Origin of the sequence: Bradyrhizobium sp. ma5 (assembly GCF_042258955.1) — a bacterium.
In the GTDB taxonomy this organism is placed as follows: Bacteria; Pseudomonadota; Alphaproteobacteria; order Rhizobiales; family Xanthobacteraceae; genus Bradyrhizobium.
In genome coordinates, this window is the sequence record NZ_CP170156.1 from 2,250,914 (window position 1) to 2,264,903 (window position 13,990).

The window sequence follows — 13,990 nt, forward strand, 5'->3', positions numbered from 1 at the left end:
GCGCAGCTGTATCCGCACGCGATGGCGCGCAGCTTTGTCTGAACATCAACATTCGCCTGAATGGCACAACTCGCACGTAAGCCGATCGGCTGACCTGCCCGTTCGGCGACGCAAGACGGCGACTGCCGCTCAAATCTGCGCATGCATGACGGCTGGGTGAGAGTGGCGCGTCGCACCAAATGCGTACAAGGACGCGGTCGCAACGCGAATTCCCAGGAGAGACAATGATATCGGTGAGCAGTGTTGCGAACATCACTCTGTATCTGTCGCTAGATACGGATGTTGGCGTCAGCCGGATTTTTCAGTGCGCCGACACGCGAACGCGCCAGGGACTGTGGCGTTTCTTCCAAAGCCGTTGAACCGAGGACGTCGGCGCTCGCCATAGGGTCTCCTCGGCCGCGCCATCATGCTCCAGATCGGTTGAGGAGAACAACTTAAGGGGGATTGTGTGACAAAACAGCGCTCTCTGCTGACGCCTGGTCCACTGTCGCTGTCGGCAGCGGTCAAGAGCCAAATGCAGCTTGACCTTGCATCGCGCGATAGCGAGTTCAGGGAGGTGACCGCCCACATGAGGCGGCTGGTGCTCAATCTGCTGGGAAATGCTGAGGCCTACTCGGTGGTCCCTATTCAGGGAGGCGGCTCCTTTGCAATGGAAGCCGCTCTCTCTTCATTTGTGTCCCAGGCCGACAAGCCGCTCGTTTGCATCAACGGCATCTATGGCGAGCGCATTCTTGCAATTCTGCGGCTGTGGGGCGTCGAGGCACTAAAGCTTGTCAAGCGAGCCACCGAGCCCTTGGACCCTCAGGAAGTCGCCGAGCATCTGAGCCGAAATCCCGACGTTACGCATCTATGCCTTGTGCATTGCGAGACTACAACCGGAATCGTCAATCCGCTGGACCCGATCGTAGAGGAGGCGAGGCGACGTGGAGTCAAGACTATCGTCGACGGGATGAGCTCTTTTGGCGCCATTGATATTGACTTGAGCCGGGGTGGAGCGGACGTCCTGGTCACGTCGAGCAACAAGTGCGTGGAAGGGCCGCCAGGCGTCGCTTTTGTCATCGCGTCTCGCGAGCTGCTCGAGAATGCGGTTCAAGAACCAAGGTCATTTGTGCTCGACGTGAGAGATCAATGGCTCTCGCTCGAGCGTACAGGCGAGTGGCGGTCGACCCCGCCCACACACATCGTCCAGGCTGCTACAAAGGCGTTGGAGATTTTGAACGGCGAAGGCATTCATGCCAGGCGCCGCAGATATGAGAAAGTCAGGGGCGATCTCATCAAAGAGCTCGAAGGAGTGGTGTCTCCTCTGCTGCCCGCGGACTTGCACTCGCCAGTCTGTGTCGCGTTCAGTGCGCCATCCAGAATCGCAGATCAGGCAGGGTTCGATGGGCTATATCGTCACTTGGCGGCCCACAACCTTTACGTCTACTCGAAGCTGCACCTTGCGACACGGAGTTTTCGGGTCGGATGCATTGGAGAAATCCAATCCAGTTGGATCGAGCAGTTGGGGTGCGCTTTTCGTTCATATTTCCGGTCCAGTCAGGCTTCGTCAGCGGGGCCGATGTCAACCCAGAAGACTTGCGCGCCTCGCGTAGAGATGTCACCTCCAGTCGCAAGAAGCTCGCAGCTCCCATTCTCCGCCGAAACGGCTGTTCTGCACGCGGGCTATCGACGCGACCCGGTGACGAAAGCCGTTGGAGTGCCGATTTACCAGAGTACGGCTTATGAACTCGATGGCGATCTAAACCACATTGCTGACGTCTACAACGTAAAGGCTGATGGGTTCACCTATACGAGAATCATCAATCCGACGACCCGCGCGCTGGAAAGGAGGTACGCGGCCGTCGATAGGGGGAGTGACTCGCTCGCCGTGGCATCAGGTCAAGCGGCGACGTTCCTTGCCATTGTCAACTTATCAAGCGGCGAAGTGGGGGACAATGTTGTCGCCTCTCCGTATCTATATGGCAATACCTGGAACCTGCTTCACAACACATTAAAGCGTCTTGGGATCAGCGTTAGGACGGCAGATCCTCGAAGGCCAGAGACGTTCGAGCGTGCCATCGATGATCGCACGGTATGCCTGTTCGGAGAGGTGATTTCAAATCCTTGTCTGATTCCCCTTCCGGTCAAACAGCTGGCGGAGATCGGCCGTAAGTACGGCGTTCCCTTGGTCGTGGACAATACGACGACGCCACTGTTGTGCCGGCCGTCAGATCTCGGCGCTGCGATTACGACGTATTCCGCAACGAAATATATATGCGGCCATGGCACGACGCTCGGCGGGCTGATCGTTGACAACGGTGAATTTAGCTACCGGGGAACCTCTCGCTTTCCCTTGTTCAACAGTCCTGACGATGCGCATGGGGGGATTATCTGGCGCAACGCACTGCGCGACGTCGACGATCTTGGAAAAAGTGAGTTTCTCCTAAAGGCTCGCATGACCTGGTTGCGCGATACCGGCGCGGCCATCGCTCCTTTTGCAAGCTTTCAACTGATCCAAGGACTTGAAACGCTGCCTCTGCGCATGAAGCAGCACTGCGCAAACGCCAGGATCGTGGCCGACGTTCTTAATGAGCATCCAAAAGTGCGCCGTGTCTTCTACCCCGGCCTCTTCGAAGGAGCCGATCGGGAAACCGTCGATCAGACACTCAACGCCGCATACGGACACGGGGCGATGGTCATGTTCGAGGTGGAGGACGAACAAGCCGGGCGGAAGTTCATCCAGAGCGTCGACTTGATGTATCACGTTTCGAATGTAGGGGATGCCCGCACACTCGTGACGCATCCTGTTTCTACGACCCACACCACCGTGCCACGGGAAAAGCGCGAAGCCGCCGGCATATTTGGCGGCTCGATCCGACTTTGTGTCGGCATCGAAGATGTCGACGACATCGTCCGCGATCTGGATAAGGCGCTTTCCGCAATCTGACAACTTGCAAGGCTATCAGGAGGAGGTTCTCATGAATCAGGCAGAAGCTTGGAAACTAAGGTCGTCACGTTACGAGGCCGTTCAATTCAGCCGCGAGATCAATAAGCAACTCTCCGAGCTGCGGCCCGACAATATCACGGGAGCTGCCTATATTGCCAAAGATTACGCCGTGATTGCAGCTTGTACGCTCGCGACGGTCTACGTCTCATGCTGGCTCTACCCGATCGCCGTTCTTCTGATCGGGGCCTATCAGCGTGGATTGACCACAATCGCTCATGATGCGGCTCACCGCACGCTCGCGAAGAACGCGACCTGGAACTACATCCTCGGCATTCTGTTCGCTGCCTATCCCCTGTTCCAGCGTCACTGGGCCTACCGGATCTCACACGTCTATTTGCATCATCCGTATCTCGGCGACCCGGACAAGGATCCGGACCTGAAGTTCTTCCTGGCCAACGGCGTTTACGACGTCCAGCCTCCTGAGCGGTACGCCTTCAACATTATCTGGAAGCCGATATTTGGCGGCGCGACGATGGCGTACCTGAAGTATCTCTGGACCAATCGGTTTTCGATAGCGGATGCCGAGGGCCAGAGCCGGTCAAGCATACTTGTCGACAAGTATGGCTTCTATCTTTTCTGGTTCGGCATACTGGCGGGATCATATGCCCTGGGGCTGCTCCACATCGTCATCTTGTTTTGGATCGTGCCCTATCTCACAACGTTTCAGGTTCTTGGTTGGTTTGTCGAGCTCGCCGAGCACTCACCTCTGTGCGAGACCGAGACCAAGAACGTCTATCTAACCAGGAATCGGAAAGGGAATTTGCTCGAGCGGGCCATCCTTGGGCAAAATCTGGATGAGTACCACCTTGAGCATCACCTGTCGCCAGGTATCCCATTCTGGCTGCTGTGCAAAGCTCAGAGAATCCGGATGCAGGATCCGAATTACGCAAAAGTTGCCGCAAGCTGGGGAGGGCTCTTCGTCAAGGGACCCCAAGGTCAACCAAGCGTTATCGCTCAGTTGAAGGAGCGAAATCGACGCCTGTATGAGCAGTCTTTGGCCGACGCCTACACGAGAGGGCAAGTGGCGTGACATTGCAACGGCCAGACAAGGTGCGAGCCGTGGTCGGCGTCACGTCGAACCGTCTTTTGGTCGACGGTGTGCATCGCGACGGGTTGCGGCGCAAGTACGTAGAGGCCCTCCTTCATCACGCGGGGGTTGCGTGCGTCATATTGCCGACGATCGACGCTGACGATGCGAGGGTTGAGGCCGGCCTGGCGATCATGCGCGGGCTGGACGGCCTGGTGTTGACAGGAGACGAATCGAATATCGATCCTGCTGCCTTGAGAGCGCCTGCGTCCTGTACGGGGGCAGACCAGCAAGACGTTGTGGGTGGGATCCGTGACCGCCCACGGGACAGACTCTCTGCGGTGGTCATTGGTGGGGCCATCGCGCTCGGAATGCCGATCTTGGGCATCTGCCGTGGGCTTCAGGAGCTCAACGTCTTTTTCGGCGGCACACTTCGCCGATCGCTCACGGAGTGGAGCCTGAGAAGTGGCCGGATGCATGCCGAGAAACCAGATCGTCCAAGAGATCGCCAGTACGATGCCGCGCACAGCGTGAGCATATGTCCCGATGGAGCGCTCTTTCCGATCGCACGCACGATCGAAGCGCAAGTGAACTCCCTGCACAATCAAGGCATAGACGCGCTTGCCACCGCGCTGAGGCGGGAGGCATGGTCGCCTGACGGTCTGGTCGAAGCAGTTTCGGTCATTGGCGCGCCGACGCTGCAAATCGGTGTGCAATGGCACCCCGAATGGCACGTCTCAACCGATCTTGTCAGCAGGAAACTGTTCACGGCATTCGGAGAGGCGTGTGTTGAATACTGCCAATCAAAGACAAACTAGAGGCGAATTGTGACATTTCAATCCAAGCGCGGCCCACCCACGTCGAAAGCGGAGTTTCTCGGAACTGATGGACGAGCACGGTTTTGGGAGCGCCCGGTACCGCGCCAAAGGCCCAGCAAGAGCGGGCGATTGACAAATCGCTTCGCTCTAGGAGTTCTCTTTGTGGCGCTTTATGTCGTAGTGAGTGCTGCAGGTGAGGTCTATGCGGCAGCATATTTTCAGCAAGCAGATGTATTCGTCGCTCTCCTGCTGTCGTTTGCTGCGGTGTGTCTGACATTCAATCTCCTGGCTGGTTATGAGGGATATAGTGCAGGAGTAACGAAGTCATCGTTCCTGATTTTTGTGTCGCTCAATCTCGTGACCGCGATAAGCTGGATGGGGTTGTTTATCGGACTGAAATACGCCGAACCTGCGATCGTCGTCGCGTTCATGCTGGCGTTAGGACCCGCCGCGACAGTGTGGTTGAACGCGCTGATCAGAAGGCAAGGCGTCCCTCCAGGACCAGATGTTGTCGTGAGCGTTCTGATCGCAGCGACGGGCAGTTACATGGTTTGGATCTCGGCAAGCGGCAACGCGGGCGTGGAGTGGGGGGCTCGATCGTCCTTTGGTCTTTTCTTGGCAATCGTGGCCGGCTTATCGCTGGCCTTAACGAATATACTCATCAAATTGCTGTTCGATCGTGGATTTTCCGGCCGACAGGTGCTTGCGCATCGCTTTTACGGAACGATCCTTTTGTTGCTCGGGCTGGTCGACCATTTCTCTATCGTGCCTGAGATCTCTCAGCATTGGTTTGCGATCGCAGCGGTCGGGCTATCGACGATCATCATCCCTCTGCTCCTGATACAGGAGGGCGTTCGCCGCATAGAGCCCGTCACGGTCAATATGGTCCTGTCCATAGCTCCGATCATCACGTTCCTGTTCCAGTTCTTCGACTCTCGCATCGTGCCGTCGTCACATACGTTCGTTGGAAATGTTCTCATTACGGCACTCGCCGTGGGCAATATCTACCTGCAGTATCGGAGATCCGCATGAACGGACGGAATTGTGTAATCGTGGATGCATACTCCACCGGCCGATACTTGCCGGACGAGTTTAAGCGTTATGGAATTGGAACGGTGCACGTGATGTCTGCCGCGCAGATTCCACCCATCTTTCAATCGCATTTCAATGCAGATCTGTATGACGAAATCATTCGCCCGCGCGAGCGCATGACTGATGAAGAGGTCGCTGAATTTCATCTTCAGGCTCTCCGTGGCAGGAAGCTGGAGTTCGTTATAGCAGGGTGCGAGACCGGCGTTGAGCTCGCCGACTCCTTGTCGGAGCGGCTGGGGTTAGCTTCAAATGGGACCGCTCTGTCAGCCGCTCGGCGTGACAAGGCACGTTTGTCCGACGCGCTGGCCTATGCAGGCGTGCGATCAATTAGCCAAGTCGTGTCCGATAATGCGGCAGAGGTCGCAAACTGGAAGCATCAAGCGGGCTTCGACGAAATCGTGATCAAACCTCTGAACAGTACAGGCACCGAGGACGTATTCTTTTGCTCGACCGACGCCGACATTCAAAGAGCTGTAGGCATCATTGTCGGGAAGACGAATCGTGTTGGAGCGTTGAACCGTTTTGCGCTTGGACAGGAAAAAATAAGCGGCCAGCAATACACTGTAAATGCCATCTCGATCGACGGGGAAGCCTTTGTTACGGAGGTCTGGACCTATGACACCGTTCCTATTGAGGGTGCGTCATCGGTCTGTTCGCTTGAGCGCTTGTTGGGGGGCAGGGAGCCAATTGTTCACGAGTTATCCGACTACTTGGTGCGTGCATTGCAGGCGCTTCAGATCGTCGACGGACCGGGGCATGCCGAGATCATCGTCGACCATCGGGGGCCGGTTCTGGTGGACTTCGGAGCGAGGCTTCAAGGTACCATGTCGGCAAAAGCACGAACAATGGCGTTGGGTCACAACCATATGACGCTGACGGCGTGGCGCTACGCAGATCCCAAAGGCTTTGCTGAATATATGAGGAGACGCGGAGCTTACAAGCGGCAGGCTCATGCACTATGCGTCTCGCTGATTTCCGACACAGGTGGTGTTGTTGCCGGATATCCGGGACTCGAGGCAATCCGTAAGCTCCCGAGCTTTGCGGATGCCATTGCACTTGTTCCGATAGGTCAAAAGCTGATTCCGACAATCGACTTGGCGTCGACACCGGGGATCGTCTATCTCGTGCATGACGACTTGACCCAGCTTGAGGACGACTATCGCAAGTTGCGAGCGATGCGGATGGACCAAGTGTTCGATTTGGTGACGCAGGATCGCAACTAATGACAACTGAGTCCCGGCCGACCGGCGTAAATCCAGCCCGCGCGGCGATGATCGGCGTGAGCGACTTTGATGGCGTCCTGCGAGGCAAACACGTTTTAAGTGAAGATGCCTCGAATGGAGATAGAGTTGTCAAGTTCTCTGAAGCGGTGCTCGCCTGGGATTGTTCGGACCGCGTGCTGCCAACCAGCTTCACGCAAAAGCCTCTGTCGGCGTTCGGAGATGCCGATCTGCGCATTCTGTCAGGCACCGGGCGTGCTGTGTCTTATGTCGGGGATCTGCGGCTCTACCTCGCCGAGTTCACGGGAGCGCACGAAAGCCTTTGCCCGCGTGGTGTTCTGCGTAAAGTCCTTCAAAGGGCCGCTGAACATGGCTTAAGCTGCACGGCTGGGTTCGAGTTTGAATTCATGCTGTTCAAGGAGAACGCCGACACAATAGAAGAGAAGCCCTTTGCGACATGGGTTCCCTTAACCCGCGGTCCATTCGGTTACTCGATTGCGCGCTCGGTCGCACACCAGGAGCTGTTTGGTGAGATCTTGGTACTTTGTGAGAAGGCCAGAATACCTCTTAGCGGCCTGCACTTTGAAACGGGACCTGGTGTCATCGAAGCGTCACTTCTTCATTGTGATGCGCTGGAGGCAGCAGATCGCGCAATCATATTCAAGTCGATGATAAAGGCGTGGGCGCAGACGCGAGGCATGATGGCCACATTCATGGCCAAGGTTTCTGAGAAATGGCCCGGCCAGTCTGGACATATTCACATTTCGATGTCCTCAGACGGTCACAATGCGTTTTACGACCGCGACAGGTTCCGCGGTATCTCAAAACGGATGAGTCAGTTCATTGGCGGGCAGCTGAAATACATGAATGATTTCTGTGTGCTCGCCGCGCCGAACTTCAATAGCTACAAGAGGTTGGTACCCGGCTGCTGGGCTCCAACCTGTCCAAGCTGGGGGGTCGACAATCGCTCCTGCGCGGTACGGGTCATTCCGGCAGACCCGTCTGCACATCGCCTCGAGTACAGGCTGGCTGGCGCAGACATAAACCCATATCTTGCGCTCTCGTGCGCAATCGGTTCAGGCATTCTGGGCATCGAAGAAAATGCGGCGTTGCCGGCTTCGATCGTCGGTGATGCGAGCGAGAAGACTTGCCATCCCTCCGGGGGACTTCCGCAAAGCTTATCAGAGGCGACACACCGGTTTGCACAGTCTCTAGCCGCCATCGACGTCTTTGGAGACAGATTTGTTGAAGCCTTTTCTTGCTCGCGCCGTTGGGAATGGGAGGCCGTTCAACATCGTGTCACCGACTTTGAACGTCAGCGGTACTTCGAGATCACGTAGCGTAAGCTCCATGCTCCAACGGTTCGGATGCCGGGTTGGACATCAGATCCTTGGTCAGCATGCGCGCCGCCTTGCAAGCCCTAGGTCGGTCCCGAGCGTATCGACGATCGACATCTACCGATTACGGCCTTTTCGGTCGTTGGATCGACCCTTCTCCTTGAGTTCGTCAGCTCCTCGAAAGCCAACCTCCTTACCATTGGAACCTCGGCTCGAGAGGCGGATGCCACCTACAACCGAACCGTCGAGCACGTGTCCGCTCGGCGGTGGCGGCAACCTTAAGCCCATTTCATTCACTATGCCCCTTCCGGGGCCGCGATCCCGGTCTACAGCAATGTCAACGCAGGCGGAGCGACTTGAAAGATGTTGAAGGCTTCAATGGTCACAAGGTCATCGAATCGCTACGCACTTCCGAGACCGACCGCGGGACGATAGACATCAAGAGTGTCCTGGAGCGGATCAAGACGATGGGTTACCTTGGCGACATAAACGTTGGTAGCGTTCAATACGGCGTCGAGATTACCTCGTCCTTGGAAGGAATGGACTTCAACTTCAACAACTGGTTCGGACACTCGAACTGAAGATACGAGAGGGCGTGAGGCAATCCGCCAGAACAGCGGGAACAGCTCCGCTCACTCAGCTCTCTCGACTGTTCAGCTTGGAGAGCGCTGGGCGACATCAATGGGTGGCTGTTCGCTGATCTTGAGCCGCGTTATGCTGCGCCGGCCGTCGACGCTTACGGGCACGTCGCCGTCGATTGTCGCCCGGCGCACGACGCGGTGCTGGTCGCCATAATCGTTGATCGCGTAATGCAGCGTCGCGCGGTTGTCCCATATCGCGATATCGTCCTTCATCCGGTTCCAGCGCACCGTGTTCTCGGCCGCAGTGGTGTGAGATTGGAATAGATTGAACAATTTCTGGCCGTCATACTTGGGGACGTCGACAAACCGCTGTACCAGCGCGCCGAGCAATAACGTGCGCTCACCGAGTCTCGGGGTGGATGCGCACCGCGGGATGCTCGGTCTGCGTTGCGATCACCCGTTTGGTGAGGTCCTGAAATGCGCCGACTGCGATGGCCCATGCCATCGGTGATACTGGCTTCGTTTGTCATCACGATCTCCTTGCCATTATTTCATGTTCTCGAAGAGATATACGCCAGCGGGCGCGGTCGTTGGGAAAGGCAGGAAAACCGCGGCTGGCGATTCTAATAGCCTGATCTTTGTCGCGTAAGTGCCCCGTAGGGCACTCGTGGCCGAGTATCCCTCTCTAGGCGGCAGGCGATGACACGGGCTGGCCCTAGGGAGCGAACGTTGCGGAAGTTCCCTGTTTTTCGATGCAGGTCGTCCCGACCTTAGCGCCACCGATAGGCCCGACTTGATAGTCGCCAAGCACGTTGATCGCAGCAGGATTGCTCAGATTTTGTACCAGGATGGGCGGATTAAAATTGCCGTCCGCAACATAGCCGGTGGAGATCGTAGCTGTCCCGGCTTCGTTTAGCACCTCGGCATTTGTCGCGGTCGTACCTTCGACAAGTCTACCGCGGCCATCAGCCGCGCGAACGAGCGCAAACGGCTTGATCGTCCACGTACCGTTAGCATTGTACACCACGCTGAAGCTAGAATATCCCGGCGTCGCATCGCAAACGGCAGCAGTGGCCGAGGATGCAGTGAAGTTCATCACTGTGCCAGCTGTGTAATTGCCGGTCTGGACATAGAAAATGCGAATGGGCTGACAGTCCAGATTGGTGTTCGGCTGGGCGGTCACGAAGTTGGATAGTGTGACGCCACCGGTCAGAGTCTGTAGGGCGGATCCTGCGTTGTAGTTCTCTAAGGTCGGGTTGTAGACCGGCGTGATAATGCGGAAAGAACCGGCTTGCGGCCCGGACGTGGAAATCGGCTGGGAGAGCCCGAGCGATGGAGTCACAGTCATGGTCGTCGTATTTTTGGTAGGCGTTCCGCCGGCCGCCGGGGTCACGTTGATCGCTCGCGTGGCCGCCAGTTGACCGGACGGTTGGCCGATCGCTGGCGGAGTCACCTGCTGTTGGACGCCGGCGTAGTCTTGCAGCACCAGTGAAAATGTCAGGATCGCTCCGGACGTTGCATAGGGTAACAGAGCCTGAGAGTACAGGCTGTTAGTATATACGTCGGGCCCACCGGTGTAGATCGCCGGCTGCTGAAAGAAGAAAAAGTTTTGAAGCGTGGGGCTGTCGTTTTGCACATTGATTGTGATTGTCGTAGCCATGACGTTCCTCTCAATTCTGATGCGTTAAGTTTCTGTGACCAGGTGTCGAGCATGTGAGCAGGGATCGTCCTCACATCCTGGTTCTTAGTTGGCTCATCTGAGCTTCACCCCGAAATTGCGAGACCCCGATGACCGCACGAATCGGATCCCTCGCTCAATCAGCAAGCGGCGTGCCATCAGCAGATGCTGAGATGCCGTATTCGAAGAGATGGGGAAAAATATGTGGTTAGCACTACGCTCCTGAAGCTCGAGCTCCGCAGCGTCGGACCCGAGACATTAAAGTATCAAGCCGGACACGTCAGATTGCGACAGGAGTGAAGGGCGAATGGCAGCGACCTCGCTGAATGGCTATGCGTGGTCGATCGGGAACGATGGCCGAGAAGGTGGTTGGCCGGTCAACACGACCCACCCGAGATCGTGCGCCTATTCCAGAACGAGCGAGACCGCCTGACCTGCCTTCGGAGCGGCGGTAAGCTTCCTATAATCCAATCCTCGACCGCAACGGTAAGCCGTTCAAGGTCGTGAAGCATGCCAACGGTACGACCCGGCAAATACTGGTCAGTATGGACAATGAGCGTGTCCGCGCCCAGGATGGAGTCGGTGGCGGCCGCGGGGCAATCGATGAGCGGCATCGTCAAAACGATCTTCTGGCGCTTAACGCCGCCGTCCGTTGATGTCGGTTTGGTTCATCAACTTCATGTCGTTGAACAAGGGCGAGGTCTGTTTGCCGTTTGCCCACCGGATGACAGCTCCAAATCGGCCGACACTCCGAACGACGCCAAGGTCCGCCTCAGGAGTACCCGGCCAGCAAACATAGTCGCCGCGCTTTAATCGCCTCGCCTGGTCCCCCGTCATGCACCATCTCCCGCAGGGCCATCTCTACTCAACGCGACATGGCGGAATGCGTCGACCAGGGGACTCTATAATTTGCTCTTCATGCCAAACGAAAATCTCATAAACGACATCGCGGGACATGGTTGGCTTGTACGGTCGCCGCTCGAGCAGCGCCGGGATTGACCGCTCCTACTTGGCCAGTCCTGAGCGGCAATCAAAACCCGACAATTGATGTTCTCGACCGCGTCGCTGAAGCGCTGGGCGTTCATTTGTCCGAATTATTTGTTAGGCTGGTCAAAAGGCCGCGTTGGCACGTGCATCGGACCCCGACCAGTTCGTCGTGGCTCACCCAGGTCGAGCGCTTCTTCGCGCTCCTCACCGATAAGAAGATCAGGCGCGGCGTCTATCGCAGCGTCGCCGCCCTCCGGGCGGACATCGCCTCGTTCATCGAACGACACAACGCCAATCCAAAACCGTTCCGATGGACCAAATCTGCCGATGATATCCTTGCTTCCATCGAGCGCTTCCGCCGTTACAATCTCCCCGCAAAGCACGACCAGATGTTGCGAACTTCTGGTTCAGGAGGACACTAGACTATAGTCTAATGTTGTCGCCGCTCTCGGCCCAGAGCGAGGCCAAGGAATTCGTTTGTCCTGGCGAACTCAATATCTCGCAGCCCCCGCGCCGCCCCAGCGGTAGTTCACACGGACCAAACCGATATCGACGTCCTGAGCAATACGCGCGGTCCCTGCAAAAGCGCCCGCCGGAGCGCCCACGAGCCCGGTTGAAAAGAAGAAGTCCACATCCCGATGGCCCATGAACAAGTGATCGTACTCAAAGCCAATTGACCAGTTCGGAGCCAAATCAAATTCAAGGCCCGTGCCTACGGCGCCGCCCCACCGTGTCTCGCTGCCATTATCGACGTTCAGTCCCGTTGAGAAATCGAAGACCCGGTATTTGTCGCGGACGACCGCAGCGCCACCTTTCACATAGAGCAGCACGTTATTCCAAGCGTAGCCAACCTGGCCCGTGAACAGGCCGAAGGCGTCGATCTTGGTTTCATCCTGGACACCGACGAAAGCGAGATTGGAGTTGGAGCCTCTGAAATCGGCCCAGTTGCCCTGCGCTTCCAGGCCGAATACCGAGTTGGCTATTTGCCAGCGGTAGCCGATCTGGCCGCCGAACGTGCCTCCGGTCGCATCGTGGCACCCCACGCCACGGGGCGGAGCGAAGACCAAACCGGCGGCGCTGACCACGTCCCAGCACTGATGCGCGGAGCCGCCCCCGCCATTGATGCCGATGTAGACGCCGGTCCAATCGAAGATCGGAATGACCATCGGAGGTGCTTAACGTAAGGCCTTGCAGGCAAATCTGCGGAAGAGGCAGGAGCGGTCAGCGCGATCAGGGCTACTGTGCCCAGCAGGATGTTCTTCATGCGAATCGACTCCTTGATGGTTCATCGAACAGGGATTGCCATCTGTTCGTCCTCTCGATCAATAACCAAGCTCACTAGTTGACGAAGGCGCAAGACAGTTGTGGGTCCAGCAGGACAGTTGGGCGAACACGTTGATTTGGAAGGCCGACCAATTCTGGTAGGAGCCTCGCGGTTCCTTTTTGCCGATACGGAACTAACGTGGACATATTGAACGAGCCCAACGCAATCGGAGAGGGCCCTCGCAAGCGGAGAGGGCCTCGATGAAAATGGCCGTTTGGAGTGCGCTCGGCGTCTTTGCGGTTGGCGTTTTTTCGGCAAATGTCTTTGGGTGGCTGGTCAGGCCGTTTAGGAGTCAGCGCATCGGGCATATGCTCACGAAGAACTTGTTTAGCAGCTCGGCTCGGAGCTAAAACGACTCGGGACCACCTCCGCTCGAGAACCGATGCGATGGCGTGGGGCCTCCAATCATGAATAGCGAAGACGGGCGGATGGACGGCAGGCTAATACGTGCCATTGCGCGTGCAGAGGTCAGAACGCGCAACCGTATATTCGCTTGCTCGAAGCTGAGGACCTCGTCGATCCCGTCGTCGAAGCGCACTTCGCCCTGAAAGAACGGCGTTGCATCGTCGCGGCCGTGTAGAGTGCCAAACACAACTGGTCGACGTCACCCTTAAGCTCCAGGAGCGCAGCGTGGTTGCGTCAGAGCGCCAAGCCGCCGCCTTGGAAGCCTTGGTCGCATGCACACAAAAGCGCGGCCTGGGTTGGGCGTCAACCTTCCTGCAACGGCGCCGGCTCAAACAGCGCCGATGACCCTTTCATCCGTGTCGGAACTAGCGGCAAAACGTTCGCTCGCGTTGTCGATGATTGCGGGGACGACAGCGGTCGACATGAGGTCGCTATGGATAGGCCAGGGTGCAAACATCACGACGTGCGCAGGTTGGAAAGCAGACAAAGCCAACACAAATGCGGGGCGAAACTTCCGACTATTGCCTGGCACGAA

Annotated in this window: 10 protein-coding genes and 2 pseudogenes; 9 read left to right on the top strand and 3 right to left on the bottom strand. The window is 57.1% G+C overall.

All coding sequences use genetic code 11. The features are described 5' to 3' along the window. Nucleotides 1–448 precede the first annotated feature (448 nt). The 7 genes from ACE103_RS10385 to ACE103_RS10415 all read left to right on the top strand — a co-directional run bounded on the left by ACE103_RS10385 (nucleotide 449) and on the right by ACE103_RS10415 (nucleotide 9,061). Nucleotides 449–2,926, top strand: coding sequence for a 2-aminoethylphosphonate--pyruvate transaminase (locus ACE103_RS10385; RefSeq protein WP_375779324.1), 2,478 nt, complete (start codon nucleotides 449–451; stop codon nucleotides 2,924–2,926). A gap of 31 nt (nucleotides 2,927–2,957) precedes the next feature. Further along, entirely contained in the window at nucleotides 2,958–4,016 is a 1,059-nt protein-coding gene (gene rtxC, locus ACE103_RS10390) for a dhydrorhizobitoxine desaturase (protein ID WP_375779325.1), read from the top strand. 29 nt (nucleotides 4,017–4,045) lie between these two features. Beyond that, on the top strand, nucleotides 4,046–4,831 hold the full coding sequence (locus ACE103_RS10395) for a gamma-glutamyl-gamma-aminobutyrate hydrolase family protein (protein WP_375779326.1): 786 nt from the start codon (nucleotides 4,046–4,048) through the stop codon (nucleotides 4,829–4,831). A 162-nt stretch (nucleotides 4,832–4,993) separates the two neighbouring features. After that, nucleotides 4,994–5,863: an EamA family transporter gene (locus ACE103_RS10400; RefSeq protein WP_375779327.1), complete on the top strand. Its 870-nt coding sequence runs from the start codon at nucleotides 4,994–4,996 to the stop codon at nucleotides 5,861–5,863. Next, complete coding sequence (locus ACE103_RS10405; protein ID WP_375779328.1) at nucleotides 5,860–7,146, top strand: ATP-grasp domain-containing protein; 1,287 nt, start codon at nucleotides 5,860–5,862, stop codon at nucleotides 7,144–7,146. Before ACE103_RS10400 ends, ACE103_RS10405 begins: the two co-directional genes overlap by 4 nt. Beyond that, nucleotides 7,146–8,483 carry a glutamine synthetase family protein gene (locus ACE103_RS10410; RefSeq protein WP_375779329.1) on the top strand — a complete coding sequence of 446 codons (1,338 nt, stop codon included), beginning with the start codon at nucleotides 7,146–7,148 and terminating at the stop codon, nucleotides 8,481–8,483. The genes ACE103_RS10405 and ACE103_RS10410 overlap by 1 nt, the downstream gene beginning before the upstream one ends. Before the next feature lie 353 nt (nucleotides 8,484–8,836). Further along, nucleotides 8,837–9,061: a hypothetical protein gene (locus ACE103_RS10415; RefSeq protein ID WP_375779330.1), complete on the top strand. Its 225-nt coding sequence runs from the start codon at nucleotides 8,837–8,839 to the stop codon at nucleotides 9,059–9,061. Nucleotides 9,062–9,133: 72 nt separating this feature from the next. Here the strand turns inward: ACE103_RS10415 and ACE103_RS10420 are convergent. Further along, nucleotides 9,134–9,506: pseudogene (locus ACE103_RS10420) on the bottom strand (TauD/TfdA dioxygenase family protein); the annotation flags it as partial. Between the two features lie 270 nt (nucleotides 9,507–9,776). Then, on the bottom strand, nucleotides 9,777–10,721 hold the full coding sequence (locus tag ACE103_RS10425; protein ID WP_375779331.1) for a hypothetical protein: 945 nt from the start codon (nucleotides 10,719–10,721) through the stop codon (nucleotides 9,777–9,779). 621 nt (nucleotides 10,722–11,342) lie between these two features. Here ACE103_RS10425 and ACE103_RS10430 point away from each other — a divergent pair. Together ACE103_RS10430 and ACE103_RS10435 are read left to right on the top strand one after the other, a co-directional pair. Further along, on the top strand, nucleotides 11,343–11,552 hold the full coding sequence (locus ACE103_RS10430) for a hypothetical protein (RefSeq protein ID WP_375779332.1): 210 nt from the start codon (nucleotides 11,343–11,345) through the stop codon (nucleotides 11,550–11,552). Nucleotides 11,553–11,845: 293 nt separating this feature from the next. Continuing rightward, nucleotides 11,846–12,148: pseudogene (locus ACE103_RS10435) on the top strand (IS630 family transposase); the annotation flags it as partial. Nucleotides 12,149–12,217: 69 nt separating this feature from the next. Here the strand turns inward: ACE103_RS10435 and ACE103_RS10440 are convergent. Next, the gene (locus ACE103_RS10440) at nucleotides 12,218–12,892 is read right to left on the bottom strand and encodes an outer membrane protein (protein WP_375779333.1); all 675 of its coding nucleotides are present in this window, start codon (nucleotides 12,890–12,892) and stop codon (nucleotides 12,218–12,220) included. Between the last annotated feature and the right edge of the window lie 1,098 nt (nucleotides 12,893–13,990).